Annotated in this window: 17 protein-coding genes; 15 read left to right on the top strand and 2 right to left on the bottom strand. The window is 66.9% G+C overall.

The window, feature by feature from the left end:
* The first annotated feature begins 11 nt into the window (after positions 1 to 11).
* From RDU83_08550 to RDU83_08535, 4 genes are read left to right on the top strand one after another with little or no spacing between them, the layout of a single operon-like run.
* On the top strand, positions 12 to 1,304 hold the full coding sequence (locus tag RDU83_08550) for a tetratricopeptide repeat protein (GenBank protein ID MDQ7841060.1): 1,293 nt from the start codon (positions 12 to 14) through the stop codon (positions 1,302 to 1,304).
* Positions 1,305 to 1,351: 47 nt separating this feature from the next.
* Positions 1,352 to 2,446 carry a patatin-like phospholipase family protein gene (locus RDU83_08545; protein MDQ7841059.1) on the top strand — a complete coding sequence of 365 codons (1,095 nt, stop codon included), beginning with the start codon at positions 1,352 to 1,354 and terminating at the stop codon, positions 2,444 to 2,446.
* Positions 2,446 to 3,303: an N-acetylmuramoyl-L-alanine amidase gene (locus tag RDU83_08540; GenBank protein ID MDQ7841058.1), complete on the top strand. Its 858-nt coding sequence runs from the start codon at positions 2,446 to 2,448 to the stop codon at positions 3,301 to 3,303. The genes RDU83_08545 and RDU83_08540 overlap by 1 nt, the downstream gene beginning before the upstream one ends.
* Positions 3,300 to 3,833, top strand: coding sequence for a hypothetical protein (locus RDU83_08535; protein ID MDQ7841057.1), 534 nt, complete (start codon positions 3,300 to 3,302; stop codon positions 3,831 to 3,833). Before RDU83_08540 ends, RDU83_08535 begins: the two co-directional genes overlap by 4 nt.
* 9 nt (positions 3,834 to 3,842) lie before the next feature.
* Here RDU83_08535 and RDU83_08530 read toward each other — a convergent pair whose 3' ends face one another.
* Positions 3,843 to 4,568, bottom strand: coding sequence for a helix-turn-helix domain-containing protein (locus RDU83_08530; protein MDQ7841056.1), 726 nt, complete (start codon positions 4,566 to 4,568; stop codon positions 3,843 to 3,845).
* A gap of 162 nt (positions 4,569 to 4,730) precedes the next feature.
* Here RDU83_08530 and thrC point away from each other — a divergent pair, with 162 nt between their 5' ends.
* From thrC to RDU83_08510, 4 genes are all read left to right on the top strand, one after another.
* Entirely contained in the window at positions 4,731 to 5,729 is a 999-nt protein-coding gene (thrC, locus tag RDU83_08525; GenBank protein ID MDQ7841055.1) for a threonine synthase, read from the top strand.
* Entirely contained in the window at positions 5,720 to 6,949 is a 1,230-nt protein-coding gene (locus tag RDU83_08520; protein MDQ7841054.1) for an aspartate kinase, read from the top strand. Before thrC ends, RDU83_08520 begins: the two co-directional genes overlap by 10 nt.
* A gap of 70 nt (positions 6,950 to 7,019) precedes the next feature.
* A complete protein-coding gene (locus tag RDU83_08515; GenBank protein ID MDQ7841053.1) occupies positions 7,020 to 7,781 on the top strand; it encodes a sigma-70 family RNA polymerase sigma factor in 762 nt (253 codons plus the stop codon).
* 158 nt (positions 7,782 to 7,939) lie between these two features.
* Positions 7,940 to 9,337 carry an amidase gene (locus RDU83_08510; protein ID MDQ7841052.1) on the top strand — a complete coding sequence of 466 codons (1,398 nt, stop codon included), beginning with the start codon at positions 7,940 to 7,942 and terminating at the stop codon, positions 9,335 to 9,337.
* 15 nt (positions 9,338 to 9,352) lie between these two features.
* On the opposite strand, the gene RDU83_08505 is transcribed toward RDU83_08510, so the two are convergent.
* A complete protein-coding gene (locus RDU83_08505) occupies positions 9,353 to 10,921 on the bottom strand; it encodes an L-lactate permease (protein MDQ7841051.1) in 1,569 nt (522 codons plus the stop codon).
* Positions 10,922 to 11,077: 156 nt separating this feature from the next.
* On the opposite strand from RDU83_08505, the gene RDU83_08500 reads away from it, so the two are divergent.
* The 7 genes from RDU83_08500 (at position 11,078) to RDU83_08470 (ending at position 17,351) form a co-directional block, all read left to right on the top strand.
* A complete protein-coding gene (locus RDU83_08500) occupies positions 11,078 to 11,980 on the top strand; it encodes a nucleotidyltransferase domain-containing protein (GenBank protein ID MDQ7841050.1) in 903 nt (300 codons plus the stop codon).
* 43 nt (positions 11,981 to 12,023) lie between these two features.
* Complete coding sequence (locus RDU83_08495) at positions 12,024 to 12,305, top strand: NifU N-terminal domain-containing protein (GenBank protein ID MDQ7841049.1); 282 nt, start codon at positions 12,024 to 12,026, stop codon at positions 12,303 to 12,305.
* Positions 12,306 to 12,349: 44 nt separating this feature from the next.
* Positions 12,350 to 13,366 carry an adenosine deaminase gene (add, locus tag RDU83_08490; protein MDQ7841048.1) on the top strand — a complete coding sequence of 339 codons (1,017 nt, stop codon included), beginning with the start codon at positions 12,350 to 12,352 and terminating at the stop codon, positions 13,364 to 13,366.
* Between the two features lie 69 nt (positions 13,367 to 13,435).
* A complete protein-coding gene (gene sufC, locus RDU83_08485) occupies positions 13,436 to 14,266 on the top strand; it encodes a Fe-S cluster assembly ATPase SufC (GenBank protein ID MDQ7841047.1) in 831 nt (276 codons plus the stop codon).
* A 17-nt stretch (positions 14,267 to 14,283) separates the two neighbouring features.
* Entirely contained in the window at positions 14,284 to 15,690 is a 1,407-nt protein-coding gene (gene sufB / locus RDU83_08480; GenBank protein ID MDQ7841046.1) for a Fe-S cluster assembly protein SufB, read from the top strand.
* A complete protein-coding gene (gene sufD, locus RDU83_08475; protein ID MDQ7841045.1) occupies positions 15,683 to 17,005 on the top strand; it encodes a Fe-S cluster assembly protein SufD in 1,323 nt (440 codons plus the stop codon). The genes sufB and sufD overlap by 8 nt, the downstream gene beginning before the upstream one ends.
* 1 nt (position 17,006) lies before the next feature.
* Entirely contained in the window at positions 17,007 to 17,351 is a 345-nt protein-coding gene (locus tag RDU83_08470; protein MDQ7841044.1) for a non-heme iron oxygenase ferredoxin subunit, read from the top strand.
* The last annotated feature ends 9 nt before the right edge of the window (positions 17,352 to 17,360 follow it).

Genomic DNA, 17,360 nt, shown 5'->3' with positions numbered 1-17,360 from the left:
GAGGGAAGATCGTGACGCTTGGTGAGAAGGTCCGCCAGGCCCGTAAGAGCCGTGGCCTGACCCAGCGCCGGCTGGCAGCGGGCGAACTTTCCGAAAGCTTCATCAGCATGCTCGAGCACGACAAGGTTCGCCCTTCACTCGAGACGCTGCGGGTACTTGCCGGCCGGTTGAACGTGTCGTTGGCCGATCTGCTCGATGCCGATCCACCGCCGCGCAAGAAGGTTGCCCTGAAGCTCGAACTCGGCACATCGCTGTTGCGGCAACACAGTTTCACCGAAGCCCTGGAAGCATACCAGGAGGCGGAACGGGCGTCGGCTCGGGATTCCGGGTTGGAGATAGCCTTCCGCATTGAGATGGGACTGGGCCAGGCGCTCACCGGGCTGAGGCAGTTTGACCTGGCCGAACTCCACCTAGCACGCGGGCGCACTGTTGCAGGCGCGCTCGGGCGGCCGGATCTCGTCGCGCGCGTGGCAAGCGCCACAGGGTTTCTATCCCTCCGGCAGCGCGACTACCCGGCCGCCCGAGATGCATTCTCCAAAGCCCTGAGCGCGATCCGCTCGGCCGTCCCGGTGGACACTGAGTTTGAGGGCAGGCAACTGGCCAACCTCGGCCGGACCTACTCAGAACTCGGCCTCCCCGCGCAGGCACTCGACTGCTACCAGGCAGCCCTCGAACGGCTCGAGCCTCTGGGCGATATGGGCGCGCTGGGGCTGCTCCACTTCAACCTAGGCGTGGCCTACGAGCGGCAGCAGGCCTTTGATCTGGCCCACGACCACCTGGCGCGGGCCGCCCTGTTCTTCGAGGCTCAAGAGAATCTCCATCTGCTGGGCACGGTCAAGCGCAGCCTGGGCATTCTGCTGGTGAGTCGCGGGCGTCTCGGCGAGGGCACAGAGGCTCTCCAGCAGAGCCTAACCCTGGCCGTTCATCTGGCCGACGACGCCGGGCGGGCGCAGACACTGACTGAACTCGCCCGGGCCGCTATGCTGCGCGGGGATCTACAGGGGGCGCGTGGCCAGGCAGAAGAAGCGATCCGCCTGTCCGTGAAGCTCCAGGATCCGTCTGAGGCGGCTCGCGCCGAAGCGGTGGTGGCCGCGGTCTGTCATCGTGAGGGCCGTCTCGACGAAGCCGCCCACCGGTACGCCTTCGCGCTGGAGCAGTTCGAGCGTCTCCAGGCGGCGGGAGAGATCGCCCGGGTCAGCCGTGACTACGCCTTTCTCGCGCTCGAGCGCGGGGAGGAAGGGCAGGCGGCCCGGCTTTTCGCCCGCGCGTTTCGCGCCCAGGAGGCCGCGCTCGCCTCCAGCTAGATCACCTGTAGATCACGTGCACCCGGCCGGCTTCGGAGGTGGGCGCGATGCCCGAGCAGGGGGATGAGACAGGCCCACCGCGCGGCCAGCGTGTGGATCTCGTCTTCGAGGGTGGCGGGGTCAAGGGGATCGGGCTGGTCGGCGCCCTCTCGGTCCTCGAGGAGCGCGGCTTCCTGCCCCAGAACGTGGCCGGCGCCTCTGCCGGGGCCATTGTCGCCGTCCTGCACGCCGCCGGGTACTCTGCCTCGGAACTGCGCGAGATCATCCTGGAGCTCGACTTCCGCAGCTTCCTGGATGCCGCTTGGGAAGACCGCATACCCATCGTCGGGGTGCCGCTGAGCATCCTTCTGGACCAGGGTATCTACGAGGGCGACGCGTTCCTCGCGTTTGCGCGCAGCCTGCTGGAGGCCAAGGGCGTGCACACGTTCTCCGATCTGATTCATCCCGAGTTCGCGGATCAGTTTCGGTACCGCTACCGGGTGCAGGTGATCGTCTCAGACCTGACCGAACGCCGCCTGTTGGTGCTCCCACGCGATGCTTACCGGCTCGGCGTACGCCCGGACGATTTCGATGTATCGCTGTCTGTTCGGATGAGCATGAGCATTCCCATCTTCTTTGAACCGGTTCGGTTCCGAAACCCGCAAACGGGGCAGGAGCACCTGATCGTGGACGGCGGGATGCTCTCGAACTTCCCTGTCTGGTTGTTCGACACCGACGATGAGCCGCCGTGGCCTACCTTCGGGCTGCTGCTGGTGGAGCCCGATCCGAGGACCCCGGTTTCCGAACGCCTGCCCAGGCAGAGGGCGGCCCGCGGCGCGGCCGGTAGGGTGGTGGACTACCTCAAGAGCATCGTTCAGACCATGCTGGAGGCCCACGACCGTCTCTACATCGAGAGCGCCGATTTCGCGCGCACGATCCCGATACCGACGCAGGGCATCACAGGCACGGAGTTCAACCTGCCGCGCCACCGGGCCCTGGCCCTGTACGAGTCCGGACGGGCAGCGTCCGAACGGTTCCTTTCATCTTGGGACTTTGAGGGATACATCGCCGAGTTCCGGCAGGGCAAGGACCAGTCGCGCCGGAGGGAGGTCGCAGGCCGGATTCGACGGGCAGGGGCCCTGAGGCCTCGGGAAGAGTCCTGATGTCACGAATCGTGCCCGACGCGTGGATGCCCGAGTGCCGCATGGAGCGCATCATTACCCACTGGACGGGCGGAGTGCACCACGCCGGAGCCGGCGACCGGGAACACTACCATGTTCTGATCGAATCCGACGGCCGGCTCGTGCGGGGCGACCACGCGATATCGGACAACGTGAGTACGGCCGGTGACGACTACGCCCGGCACACCCGAATGATGAACGCAGGGAGCATCGGCATCGCCGCATGCGGCATGGCCGGCGCCATGCAGCGGCCCTTCCGGGCAGGGAGGTACCCGATGAGCGCCGCCCAGTACGAGGTGATGGCAGCGGTGGCAGCCGATCTCTGCGAACGGTACCGCATACCGGTGGCTCTTGAGACGGTCCTGGGGCACGGCGAGGTCGAGTCCGCGCTCAGCGTGCCCCAGGGAGGCAAGTGGGATCCCATGGTGCTGCCCTGGGACCCGCGGAGGCCCACGGTTGAAGTCGGCGAGGCCTTCCGCGTGAGTGTTGGGGAAAGCCTGGGTGGCGCCGCGCGAAAGGAGCGGCTGCTTCCGGTGCGTGTAATCGTGGACGGCCGCACGGTCTCGGATGAGGGACTGCTCAAGGGCGGGGCGTCGTGGTGCCCCCTGCGGCCGCTGGCCGACCTCTTTGGCTGGGCGGTCCTCCGGATTGACGGCCGGGCCGCCACCCTGCGCACCGGGGCTGGGGATTGTGATCTGGCTGCGAACGTGCGGGGCGACCGCGGCTACGTGAAGATCTCCGAGTTGTGTGCCAGGTTGGGATGGCAGGCTCCTGCCTGGGACGCTGCGACGCGCACGGTCCGCGTGCGCTCATCCAAAGGAGAAAGGGGGTCGCGATGAGCGATCAAGCGCATCAGGAGATGGTGGCCGGTCTGGCGCGGAGCGTGGTGGAGGTCCTCGCGCCCCAGGAATTGCCCGGCTTTTCTGCCTGTCAGGAGGCGTTCTTCGACAAGGCCGGAGGCTCCCTGGAAGATCGGACCCGCGAGGCTGCGCTGCGCGGGTCCGATTCAGCCGGGGCGGCCGCGGTGGTTGCCCCGGTCGCGCTGGCCGTAGCCAGCGAGGTCGTGGCATTCATTGTGAACGAGATCAAGAAGACGCTCAGGCAGGAAGCGGCGGGCGCGATCAGCGCGTTCGTCAAGCGGTGGCTGGCGAGGTTGCGATCCACGGATCGGACCGGTGAGCGGGGCGTGCAGGGAGGACCGGAGGGGGAGCGGTCGGAGCCGGACGCGCCGCCCGAGATCAACTCCGGCCAGATGGCTCAGATCTACGTGCTGGCCGTTGAGACCGCCCGCCAGTTCCGCCTGTCCGGATACGAGGCTGCCCGCATGGCCGATGCCACGGTCCGGAGTTTGGCGGCGGGAGAGCCGTAGCCGGAACCGCTACCTGCGCGACCGCGCTGCCATTCGCGCGGCGGCTTCGATCCTGCGCCGGGACTGCCGGTGGTCGCCTGCCCGAGCGAGCGCCTCGCCGAGCCCTGCCAGCGCCCGGACCGTCAGGTCATCGTGCCGGGCCGACCTGCGTGATTGGTGCATCGCCCGACGGAACGCCGCGACGGCCTCGGAGACGTTGTTCTTCCGTAAGGCGAGCAGGCCTTCTGCCAGGTCCTTCCGGATCGCAACGCGGGGATCGGCCAGGACGGATGGGTCTGGAATCCGCTCCAGCGCCCCTGCCGCCCGATCGCCGGCCCCTGACTCGATCTCAACCTCTGCCAGGAGCAGACAGGCCTCTGCGCGGTGGCGGTGCCACTCATGGGCGGTCGCGACCTCAATGCAAAGTTCGATCGCGCGGCGCGCGGCGTCGGCCCTGCCGGCCTGCTGCGCCTCCTGTGCCCAAGACAGCAGGCCCTCCACCGCGGCCAGATGCTGATCGGCGACGCTTCCGGCCATGCTGGACAGCGCCATCTGTAGCCTGCGGCCCAGGTAGCGCAGGGTGTCCACAGAGGGGTCCGCGTGCCCGCTCTCCATCTGGCTGATGAAGCTCTTGGTGTAGACATCGCCGGCAAGGTGTGTCTGCGTCATTCCGAGTTCGCGTCTGCGCTCGCGGATCCGGCCTCCGACCGGAACATCCTCGGGTGATGCGTGGCGCCGTGATGGATGGCGTCCCATCCGATGGTCTCCATGCGCGGGTGGGGATGCCGCACCCCACCGTCTCCGCGCCCCACTAGAGTAGTCGCTTTCGGCGGGCGTGGCTACGCTGGTCTTCGCGCGCCTTGACACGCCATTGCACGTCTGCTATACGGTGGCCAGCACCGCGCAGGGGGAGGCACCGTGGCACCACCCATTGCCTGGAAGGGAATCATCGCCGCGTACGGGGAGTTCCTGCCGCCCATGGCCACCCCGGTCACGCTGCACGAAGGGGGCACGCCCCTGGTTCCCTCACCGTGGCTGGAAGGGCGCCTGGGGCGCCGGGTGTGGCTCAAACTGGAAGGCAGCAACCCAACGTGCTCGTTCAAGGACCGCGGCATGACAGTTGCCGTGAGCCGGGCCGCCGAAGATGGTGCCCGTGGAGTGATCTGCGCCTCTACCGGCAACACCGCGGCCTCGGCCGCCGCCTATGCCGCCCGGGCAGGTCTTTCCTGCAGCATCCTGCTGCCCGCCGGCGCAGTGGCTCGGGGGAAGCTTGTTCAGGCCGCCGCGCACGGCGCGCGCGTGCTGGCGGTTGAGGGGGAGTTCGAGGAGATCCTCGGCATGGCAGTGAAGCTGGCCGCGGAAGAGGGATACACGTTGGTCAACTCGCTCAACCCGCTTCGACTCGAAGGCCAGGCCACGGCATCGTACGAGATCTGCGACGCGTTGGGCCGCGCGCCGGCGGCCATGGTTCTTCCGGTGGGGAACGGCGGCAACATCACCGCGTGCTGGATGGGTTTCCTCCGCTACCATGCGGCAGGGCGGATCAGCTCGCGTCCCCTGATGATCGGGGTGCAGGCCGAGGGTGCGAACCCCCTAGTGCGCGGTTCGCCCGTGGCTCGGCCGGAGACGGTGGCGTCGGCGATCCGCATCGGCCGCCCGGCGAGCTGGAAGGGGGCAGTCGAGGCCGCGGAGGTTTCAGGAGGCTGGTTCCTGCAGGTAAGCGATGCTGAGATCCTCTCAGCCCAGCGGGCGCTCGCGGCGGAAGGGGTTTTCGTCGAACCCGCGTCGGCCGCCGCGGCCGCGGGTGCCCTGCACCTTCCGGAAGCCGGGTTGCCCGATGGCGACCTTGTCTGCGTACTGACAGGCCACGGGTTGAAGGATCCCGACGTCATTGGGATGGCTGAGCCGTGGGGCTGATCGTGCAGAAGTACGGGGGCAGTTCGGTGGCGACGGCCGAGCGCCTGCGCCACGTCGCCTCCCGCGTGGCCTCGACGCGCCGGGGGGGCTCGAACGTGGTGGTCGTCGTGTCCGCGCCGGGCCACATGACCGACGAGTTGATCGCGCGTGCCCGCGAGATCTCCTCGCACCCGCCGGCGAGGGAACTCGACATGCTCATGGCGGTGGGCGAGCAGATATCGATCGCGCTCCTGAGCATGGCGGTCCAGGAGGTTGGGGAGCAGGCGATCTCCCTGACCGGTGGTCAGGTGCGGATCGTCACCGACGCCGTGCACACCAAGGCCCGGATCCTAGATGTGGACCGGCGGCGCATAGACGCCGAACTGGCGCAGGGCCGCATCGTCATCGTGGCCGGGTTCCAGGGGGTTACCCCCGAAGATGAGATCACAACCCTGGGACGCGGTGGGTCCGATGTCACCGCGGTTGCGCTGGCGTCGGCCCTGGGCTCAGACCAGTGCGAGATCTACACCGATGTCCCGGGCGTGTTCACCGCCGATCCCAGGATCGAGCCCAACGCCCGGCAACTGGCCCGCCTGTCGTACGACGAGATGCTCGAGATGGCCTCCAGCGGAGCAGTTGTCCTGCAGGCCAGATCGGTGGAGTATGCTAAGGCATATCGCGTGCGGATGCACGTGCGCTCGGCTTGGAGCGATGCGCCAGGCACCCTTGTTGAGGAGGTTCCCGACGTGGAACGCATTCGCACGGTGACCGGAGTGACCCACGACGTTGACGTCGCGCGCATCACGATCACCGACGTCCCTGACAGCCCGGGCATCGCCCACCGTATCTTCTCGGCACTGGCCGACCGGCAGATCAACGTGGACATGATCGTCAAGGCTGCCAGCCGCGGCGGCAAGGCGGACATTTCGTTCACGGTGACCAGGGCCGACGCCCCGGTCGCGGAGGAGACCGCCCGAGGGGTGGCGCTGGAGGTCGGCGGTGGGGAGGTGGTGGCCGTCGAGGGGGTGGCGAAGGTATCCGTCGTGGGAGCAGGTATGGCGAGCAACCCTGGTGTGGCCGCGAGGGTGTTCGGCGCGCTGGCGGAGGCGGGCATCAACATCCAGATGATCAGTACTTCGGAGATCAAGATCTCGTGCGTGGTTTCCGCCGAGGAGATCCAGAACGCCGTGCGCGCGGTGCACAGCGCGTTCGACCTAGAGGGAGTCCGGCCGGCCCAATAGGAATCCGCGCCTCATCCGTTGAAAGAACGCAACCGGCGGGGGTGAGGCGGTGCGGTTGAGGTGCAGTGGGATGCCGACGGGGATCGCGTGTTACGATCCGGAGACCGCCGCGCGGCACTACGCTCACACGCACGACCCCGAGGCGCGTGATGCGTTGGTGCGCGCGTGCGAGCCCCTCGTGCGCGGGATCGCCTCCGACTACCGGAACCCCGGTCAGGAAGAAGATCTGGTACAGGTTGGGTTCCTGGGGTTGCTCAACGCCATCGAGCACTTCGATCCATCCAGGGGGACGCCGTTCCTGGTCTTTGCGCGCCATTTCATCCGTGGGGAGATCCGGCACTACCTGCGGGATCATGCGTCGGTGCTGCGCCGGCCCAGGTGGCTGGAGCAGGTCAACGGTCAGATCGAGCAGGCGGTGGGCGAGCATCTCGGCGAGAACGGCCGCTACCCCGGCCTCACCGGGTTGGCCGAGATGCTCTCCATGGACGCGGAATCGCTGACCAAGATCCTCAAGACGCGTCAGGTGGTCCGAACCATCTCGCTCGACGTGGAGGACGAGGGCGGGCAGCCCAGGGTGGACGCGGACAGGGCCGGACGGCGGCAGGCGGCCTGGCTGGAGGTGCCGCTGGAGGACCGGATGATGTTGATAGAAGCGCTGGAGATACTCAACCCGATCCAGCGTGTCGTTGTCTTCCACATCTTCTTTACCGATCTGACGCAGTCGGAGTGCGCCGCACGCATCGGCGTGTCCCAGAAACACGTTTCCCGGATTCTGGCCTCGGCACTACACCGGCTGCGCGGGATGCTGATGCCAGACCCGCCGGCGACCTGATCGTCTAATCCTAGATGTCCTCTTCGTATCGCTCCCGTAGGCCCTGAATCACAGAAGGATCCGCCAGCGTTATCGTGTCGCCCAGCAGGCGGGCCACGCCCGAGTCCTATCCCCGGCAGGAGAGGGACAGAGGGGCCGGTCCGAAGAAAGGATCAACGATGAGTGGGACCACCGGCCTCTCAGCGATGGCACTGGCAGAGCGGATCCGCCACGGGCGCCTCACCGCGGTCGGTGCCGTCGAAGCATACCTGGAGCGGATCTCGAGCATAGACCCGCAGGTAGCGGCGTACGTCACCGTCCTGGCCGGACGCGCCCGAGCCGAAGCGGTCACCCGCGACGCCGAGGCGCGTTCAGGGCGCCGGCGCGGGCCGCTTCACGGCGTGCCGGTTGCCGTCAAGGACCTGATTCAGATTGAGGGTGTGCCGCTCACGGCGGGCTCGTCGTTCCTGGGGAGCGAGCCGTCGCGCGCGACCGCGACCGTGGTGCGGCGGCTGGAGGCCGCGGGGGCGATCGTGCTGGGCACAACGACGCTGCACGAGTTCGCCCTGGGAATGACCAGCCGCAACCCGCACGGCCGCACCCCCCGCAATCCCTGGCGCCTCGATCGCGTCGCGGGCGGGTCGAGCGGAGGTTCGGCCGCGGCCGTGGCCGCCGCTCTGGCGGCCGGCGCGGTCGGCACCGATACCGGCGGCTCGATACGAATTCCCGCGGCCCTCTGCGGCGTGGTGGGCTTGAAGCCGACCTTCGGCCGGATCAGCCGACATGGCGTTCTGCCGCTGTCCGGATCGTTTGACACCGTAGGTCCCATAGCACGGTGCGTAACGGACGCGGCGTTGTTCCTAGGCGTGATGGCAGGCATGGATCCGGCCGATCCTGCCTCGCGCGATGTGCCGGTGGACGCCTATATCGAGCAGGTGGCGCGGGCACGGCCGGGCCTGCGCGTGGGCCGGCTGGCAGGCCCGTTCTTCGAGTCGGACCTCGACCCTGCCGCATCCCGGGCGGTGGACGACGCTGCCCGCGCGTGCGTAGAGGCCGGCTTCACCGTTCGTCCGGTTTGCCTGCGGGCTCCCGAGGAGGCCAACCTGGCCCAGGTAACGCTGCTTCTTGCCGAAGCGGCCGCGTTTCACCGCGATGCCTATCCGGGGATGAGAGAGCGCTACGGCCGGGACGTGCGCGTCCTGCTGGACCAGGGTGAGGAGATCACCGCAGAGATGCTTTCCGAGGCGCGGAAGGTCCAGTCGCGGGTTACGATCGAGCTCTCCGATGCTTTCGGTGAGGTGGATCTCCTGCTGGGGCCCGCACTGCCCGCCGGCGCACCTCGTCTGGAAGATGCCGACCCGCAGGGCGCCGCATGGCCCCAGGTGCGCCGAATGCTGGGCAGGTTCTCACGGCTGTACAACCTGGCAGGCCTTCCCGCGATCGTCCTTCCGGCAGGTCTCACCGACGAAGGGCTGCCCGTGGCGGTGCAACTGGCTGCAGGCCGGTTCCGCGAGGGCACGCTGCTCGGTTGCGCGCGCGTGATAGAGCAGGCACTTGGATGGCCGGCGAAGGGGTGATGGCGCGCTCGCGTCCTATCGCGACAGCAGGATCCATCCCAGCAGGCCGAGTACCGCGGTCATCGCGATCGCGTACGGGGCGGTGGCCCGCATGACCCTACCTTCCTGCCCTAGAAGCCCGGTGGTTGCGGTCGCGAGGACCACCTTTGCCGGCGCAATCATCGAGCCGAGAGAGCCCCCGGAGGATTGCAGCGCGGCCATCAGAGCCGGATTCATGGCCAGCATCTGCGCCCCGTCGCGCTGAAGCGCGCCGAACAGCACGTTCGAGTTGGTGTTGCTTCCGGTGATCACCGCTCCCAGCAGGCCGATGAAAGGCGATATCAACGGGAAGAACGATCCCACCAGCAGAACGAGCCCGCGGGCAAGGAGGTAGGTCATGCCGCTGTAGAGCATGATCATCGCGGTGCCGACCAGGGTCAGTATCGTCAGCGTTGTCGGCAGTCCCTGCTTGCGCACGCCCTTCCAGACGGCGCCCCAGTCCGGCGACGGGCGGCCCAGGAGCTTGAACAGCACAGCCGCGATCCCGGAAGCGTACAGGAGTAACGCGCCGGGGTGGCCGAAGATCGGGAGCGCAAACGCCCCTGCACCCGTCTTCCAGCCAAGACCGGTCGTGATCTCGGGATACCTGAAGGTGAATGCCACGCGCTCGAGGGTTTGGTGCAGCCCGGGCACGAACGTGGCGGTGGCGATCACCGCGATCAGGACGTAGTAGGGCAGAAAGGCCGTCTGGAACGGCATCTCCCCGGCACCGGAGCCCGCGGGCGCCTCGCCGGCGTTACCGCGCTTGCCCAGTCGGGCGAGGCCGATGCCGACGGCAAGGCCGACCATTCCGGCGCCGAACGAGGCTATCGTCCAGTACTGCGTGACCGAAAGCACCAGGTGCGTCAGACCCATCGCCAGGCCCATCGTCAGAATCGAGCCAAAGGCGCGCCCGGCTGATCGGGTTCCGCCGTGCATGTGGGCGACCGCGAACCCGCTTGCAACCGCGGAGAGTCCCAGGAACACCGCGATCCAGTTGCCCATCTCATGCGGCGGCAGGCCGGTGACGGCGCGGAGCGCCTGGAACGAGGAGGCCATGTCTCCCATCGTCACCGACCAAGCGTGGCCGATCAAAGGGATCGCGGCGGATTCAAGCGGCGTGAATCCCAGCCCCAGAAGCAGTGGGGCGGTGACCGCGACGGGAACGCCGAACCCGGCTACTCCCTGCAGGAACGAACTGAACGCGAATCCGATGATCAGCAACTGCAGTACGCGGTCGCCGGTGAGGTGCCCGATGGCGCGCCCGATGCTACGTATCGCGCCCGACTCGTCGGCGAACTTGTACAGGACGAGGGCGGCCCAGATGATGTAGAGCACGTGAAGGCTCAAGGCAAGAGAGCGCCACAGCGCAACCACCACGGCACCCGCGGGCACTGCGAAGACGACAAGCGCAAGCGCTGCGGCGGCAGCCAGCGCCACGGCGCCGGACCGCACGCCGCTCCAATTCAGTCCGAGCAAACCCACGAGCACGATGACGATAGGCACGGCGGCCAGCCCGACGCGCCACATCTCATCGGGCATCGGGATCACCCCGGTTGGTGTCATCCTGCAACATGCCTCCTCAATCCGCAGATGCGTCGAACGAACCAGACAATTCCATCCCGCACGATTGATTACCTCCGCCCGGAAATGCGTTTCCACGGTTGAGGCGGGGGAAAGGGCGGTGTACACTGGGATCAGACGGGCTCCCGGAGGCTTCTGTTGCAGGCAATCGAGAATTTGAAGACGTTCTTTGCCCAGCCGCGCGAGGTCGCGGCGGTCTATCTCTACGGCCGGTACGGTCAGGGGCCGAGCTACCCCGACACGGACATCGAGCTGGGGTTGGTCTTCGACGACGGCACGGAAGAGGATGAGGTGCGCGAGTTCCTCGACCGTATCTCCGACGTCAACCCTCTCGGGGGAGAACCGGGCATAGTCATGCCGTTCGCGCTCAACTCACACATCCTTCCGGTCATCCACGAGGTTCTGACAAGCGGGACGCTGCTGGTGGACAACCGCCCCCAAGTGCGGGAGGCTTTTGTCGAGCAGGCCCGGCAGCGGTTAACGGATGAACGCGCCGGTCTGCTGGATGACGCCAAGGAGGCCATCATGCAGGCCCGATCGCTTGGTCTTGCCGTGTCGGCCACTGCCGGGTTCGTGCTGCCGCAGCCGCCCGGGTATCTGGATCCGATCCGCATCGGTTGGCGCATCGGGCGGATCTTGGCCTCCGTGGCCGTGCTCGAGGCGACCACTCGAGACCTGGAAGCCGTGGCAAGAGATCCCGAACGGCTCGGCCAGTCGGTGGGGTGGTTCAGCAATGCCGCGGGCGCCGCGGCCGGCATAGCCAAGGCCATGCTGACGATGTTCGACATGGAGAGGCCCCCGCGCCGATGGCAGGTTTTCCTTCCCATCGCCGATACCGGGCTGATGACAATGGATCTGGCGCTTCATCTAGGGGCACTCGCCGAACTGCGATGGCAGATGCTGGCCTCCGGCGGGGTCCACTCCACGGACCGAATGCTGGGCGGAATCCGCGCAGGTCTCGCTCCCTTGATCGCCTTCGCGCGGCTGGCGGCCTGGTACTGCGAGATGCCTGGCGGCCGCGGCGACGCCAAGGTCCACTAAGCGAACTGCCGGGATCACCCCGGGATCCTTCAAGGAGACCGAAGTGAGCGATCCGCTGAATTTGATGGTCCTGCCTACACCCAACACGAACGCCCTGAAGTTCGTGGTCGGCCGAAGGTTGACCCATGGCCGCAGCCAGACGTTCCGCTCAGCGGAGGAGGCCGTAGGTAATCCGCTGGCAGCCGGCCTGTTTGCCATTCCCGGCGTCGTTCAGGTGTTCGTGCTGAACGACTTCGTGACCGTCACGCGCGACCCGGCGGCGGCGTGGGAGAGTATCGCCGGTCGCGCCGAAATCACGATCCGGGAGTACCTCGCCGGGAGTTAGCCCACCGACCCCCGGTTCAATGGCGCCACACCCCGGAGATCACAGTGGTTGACGCGACCGAACTTCCTTACATTGCAGCCCTCCCGAAAGTCGAGCTTCACGTCCACCTTGAGACATCGCTTCGCCTACGCCGCCTGCTCCAACGGCGCGATCCCGACCATCCGCTGATCGGACAGGTCCACCTCATATCCGATCCCTCGCGGTTCGCCGGCTACGACCGGCTGCGCCGACTGCGGTACGCCGAGAGGGGGAACCGCCTGCCCGATGCCGCGTACACGCGCGCCAACATCGCCGCGATCACCGCTGAGTTGATCGCCGAGGCCTCCGGTCAGTCGGTCCGGCACATCGAAGTGCGCGTGGGAGGCCAGCGCGCGTTTTCCGTCCTAGGAGTCCGCGGCATGCTCGAGGCGATGGCCGAGGGCGCAGGGGAAGCCCGGCGCCTAGGCCTGTCCTACGGGACAATCGTCACGGTGATCCGCGAGCGCGGGCCCGAGGAGGCCGACCGAATCATCGCCGAGGCCGCGGCGGCTTCCGGCTGCGCCGTGGTGGGCGTGGATCTCGCGGGCGACGAGGAGAACTATCCTGCGGGGCTGTTCTCGGCGCCCATTGCGCGCGCCCGCGACGCCGGCCTGGGCATCACGGTGCACGCCGGCGAGTTCGCCGGCCCGGCCGGGGTCTGGGCTGCCGTCTATCAGCTTGGGGCTGCGAGGATCGGTCACGGTATCCGATCCATCGAGGATCCCGCGCTGCTGGACCGGCTCCGTGAACGGGGTGTGGCGCTCGAGATCTGCCCGACGAGCAACGTCCGCCTCGGCTTGGTGTCCGCGATGTCGACGCATCCCGTGGGGGCGTTCCTGGATCAGGGAGTCCCGGTTACGATCAACAGCGACGATCCGGTGCTGCTGGGTACGACGCTGACAGGAGAACTCGCGGGTATCGCACGGGCGCACCGGTTGAGTCGGGAGATCCTTGTGAACCTCCAGGTGACGGCCGCGCGGGCGGCCTTTCTGCCGGCCGGAGAGCGGGAGTCACTGGAGCGGGCCGTCCGATTGAAAACTTGACCAAATCAGTCTAGAATGTGCGGGTGGCGCGCCCCGGAGGCCGCCGCCCGGCGCCGGAAGGAGACAGGCATGGCAGACTTGGATATCCGCGACCTTCACGTGCAGGTTGAGGACAAGGTCATTCTCAAGGGGGTCAACCTGCAACTCAGCGCCGGGGAGATCCACGCCATCATGGGGCCCAACGGTTCGGGCAAGAGCACCCTCGCCAACGTCCTGATGGGCAATCCCTTCTACCAGGTCACGAGCGGCGAGGTATTCTACAAGGGAGAGGATCTCCTGGCGATGGCTCCCGACGAACGCGCCAGGAAGGGGCTGTTCATCGCGTTCCAGTATCCGGTGAGCATCCCCGGCGTGACAATGGCCAGCTTCCTGCGTACCGCGGTCTCGGCGCGGCGGGGATACAAGCAGGAGCTGATGCCGGTCCTCGAGTTCCAGAAGCTGCTCCGCTCCAAGATTGAGGCGCTGAAGATAGATCCGGAGGTCCCGGGCCGGTACGTGAACGATGGGTTCTCCGGAGGAGAGAAGAAGCGGGCAGAGATCCTCCAGATGGCGATGCTCGAACCGCAGATCGCCTTCATGGACGAGACCGACTCCGGCCTGGACATTGACTCCGTCAAGGTGGTCGCCGACGGCATCCTCAGGATGTACGACGAGGCCCAAGGCGGCATGGGCGTGTTGGTGATCACGCACTACTCACGCATCCTGCAGTTTCTGCGTCCCCACCATGTGCACATCATGTACGACGGCCGCATCGTCGTCTCGGGCGGTCCGGAGCTCGCCGAGGAACTGGAGCAACACGGTTACGAGGGCATCCGGCAGCAGTTTGAGGTGGTGGCGTCAGAGGTCCAGGAGGAGGGTGCGGTCAGGCGCGCCGGCAAGGTCTTCTGGGTCGTTCACTAGTTTTCGGGGAGAGCCGAATGGCGGCAAGCAGCCCGCTGGGCATAGACCTCGACCACTACGAGTGGGGTTTTCGCGACCCTGAGAAGCTCGTCTTCAAGGCCCGGAAGGGCCTCGATCGCGAGATCGTGGAGATGATCTCCTCCATGAAGGGCGAGCCCGAGTGGATGCGCGCCTTCCGCCTGCATTCGCTGGAGCACTTCTTCCGGCGTCCGTTGCCCACGTGGGGCGCGGATCTCACGCATCTGGACTTCAACGACATCTACTACTACCTGAAGCCCACCGAAGGCAAAGGCCACACCTGGGAGGACGTGCCCGAAGGGATCAAGCGGACGTTTGACCGTCTGGGCATCCCGGAGGCCGAGAAGAAGTACCTGGCCGGGGTGGGGGCGCAGTACGAAAGCGAGTCTGTATATCACAACTTGAAGGAGGAGTGGGAGAAGCTCGGTGTTATCTTCCTGGACACCGACTCCGCGCTCCGGGAGCACCCCGACATCGTGCGGGAATACCTCGGCACCGTCGTGCCGCCAGAGGACAACAAGCTGGCCGCGCTCAACAGCGCGGTGTGGTCCGGCGGCTCCTTCATCTACGTGCCCGCTGGCGTAAAGGTGGACATCCCTCTGCAGGCCTACTTCCGGATCAACGCAGAGAGGGCGGGCCAGTTCGAGCGCACGATGATCATCTGCGAGCCCGGCTCCTACGTTCACTACGTCGAGGGGTGTACCGCCCCGATCTACACCACGGACTTGCTCCACAGCGCGGTGGTGGAGATCATCGTGAAGGAGGGCGCGCGCTGTCGCTACACCACCATCCAGAACTGGTCCACGAACACCTACAACCTGGTGACCAAGCGCGCGGTGGCCTACCGGGACGCAACGATGGAGTGGATTGACGGGAATATCGGCTCCAAGGTGACGATGAAGTACCCGAGCGTGTACATGGTCGAGCCCGGCGCCAAGGCCGAGATCCTCTCGGTGGTCTTCGCTGGGAAGGGCCAGTACCAGGATCCCGGCGCGAAGGTGGTCCACGCCGCCCCGCACACCCAGTCCTCGGTGGTCAGCAAGTCCATCGCCAAGGAGGGTGGGAGGGCCGGATACCGCGGGCTCGTGAAGGTCTACCCCGGCGCGGTGGGCAGCAAGTGCGCGGTGCGCTGCGATGCCCTGATCCTCGACGACCGGAGCCGCTCCGATACCTACCCGTACATGGAGATTGACGAGATGGACGCCTCGATTACCCACGAGGCCACCGTTTCCAAGGTGAGCGACGAGCAGCTCTTCTACCTTATGAGCCGCGGGATCAGGGCCGACGAGGCCATGAACATGATCGTGCGCGGTTTCATCGAGCCGATAGTGAAGGAACTGCCGCTGGAGTACGCGGTGGAGCTGAACCGGCTGATCGCGATGGAGATGGAGGGTTCCGTTGGCTAGCGGATCCCCGGGCGCGGCCGGCGTGAGCCGCGAGACCGTAGAAGCACTGAGCACCAGGATGCGCGAGCCCGACTGGGCGCGCGCCCTCAGGACCGCCGCGTGGGATGCGTTCGAGCAGCTTCCCATGCCTTCGGTGACGCACCCTGAGAAGTGGCGCCGGACCGATTTGGGCGAACTGGATCCGGGTGCGTTCTGCCTCGTAGGCGGCACCGCGGACAGCGCGCAGATGCGGTACATCGGAACGATCGCGAGGGACGTAGAAGAGCGGGCCGGTTTGATTACCCATCTGGACGGCAGCCTGGCGGCCGTCGAGCTTATGGCGGAGGCGGCCCAACAGGGAGTGATCTTCTCGGACCTCGCCACGGCGGTCAGGGAACACCCGGACCTTGTGCGCGATCACCTTATGACCACAGTGGCTCTGCCCGACGAGCACCGGTTCCGGGCGCTGCACGCCGCGCTTTGGACCGGAGGCACGTTCATCTACGTGCCCAAGGGGGTAGACGTCGTACTGCCGCTAATGAGCCAGACCTGGTTGGGCGCCCCAGGGTGCGCCCTCTTTCCCCACACCCTCCTGATCGCGGAGGAAGGGAGCAGCGTGACCCTGATTGAGCTGTTCGCTTCCACGGGGGACGGAGGGCGCACGCTTTCCTCGGGCGCGGTCGAACTGATCCTGCGCGCCGGAGCGCGCGTTCAGTATGCGGCCGTTCAAGAGTGGGGCCTGCCCATGTGGGAGGTGGGGAGTCTGATCCGCGCGCACCTCGCCCGGGATGCCTCGCTGCGCAGTCTGGTTGTCGCGCTGGGTGGGGGGCTCGTCAAGGTGGACGTCGAATCGCAACTCCTGGGGCCTGGGGCCTCCTCGGAGATGCTCGGGGTCTACTTCGGGACCGGGGGGCAGCGGGTGAACTTCCACACACTGCAGGAACACCGGGCGCCCAGCACCTCCAGCGACCTCCTGTACAGGGGTGCGGTGAAGGACACGGCCAGGGCCGTGTTTTCGGGTCTGATCAGGGTGGATCCTGGCGCGCAGAAGACCAACGCGTTCCAGGTGAACCGCAACCTGATTCTCTCCCGCGGCGCGCGGTCCGACAGCATCCCAATGCTGGAGATCATGGCCGACGACCTCAGGTGCACCCACGGGTCGGCCACCAGCCACCTGGACGACGAACAGATCTTCTACCTGATGAGCCGGGGGATCCCTCGCAAGCGGGCGGCATTCATGATCGTCGAGGGCTTCTTCGCCGATGTCTTCGATCGCATTCCAAGAGAACGGGTGCGCTCCTACCTGCGGGCCAGGGTCGCGGAGAAGATGATCTGAGATGGCCGAGTTCATCCAGGTTGCGACGCTTCAAGAGATCCCGTCCGGCACCGCCAAGCAGGTGGTGGCAGGGGGTCGCAAGATCGCCGTGGTAAACGTCCGCGGCACGGTCTACGCCGTGGACGACACCTGCACCCACGAAGACCAGTCCCTGGCGGCCGGTCCTGTGGTAGGCGAGATCCTGGTCTGTCCCAAGCACGGATCGCGGTTTCACCTGCCCTCGGGCCGGGTGCTCTCGCTGCCTGCGGTGCGCCCGGTGAGTACGTACCCCGTTAGGGTGGAGGGTGACGCGGTCCTGATCTCGCTTGAGGGCAGTCCCGGACAGGGAATGCCGCACAGGCGCTAGGCAGGAGGT

Source organism: bacterium, from assembly GCA_031082185.1.
GTDB lineage: Bacteria > Sysuimicrobiota > Sysuimicrobiia > Sysuimicrobiales > Humicultoraceae > VGFA01.
The sequence above is the reverse complement of the archived record's forward strand: the minus strand, read 5'-3'. Positions and strand labels throughout refer to the sequence as shown.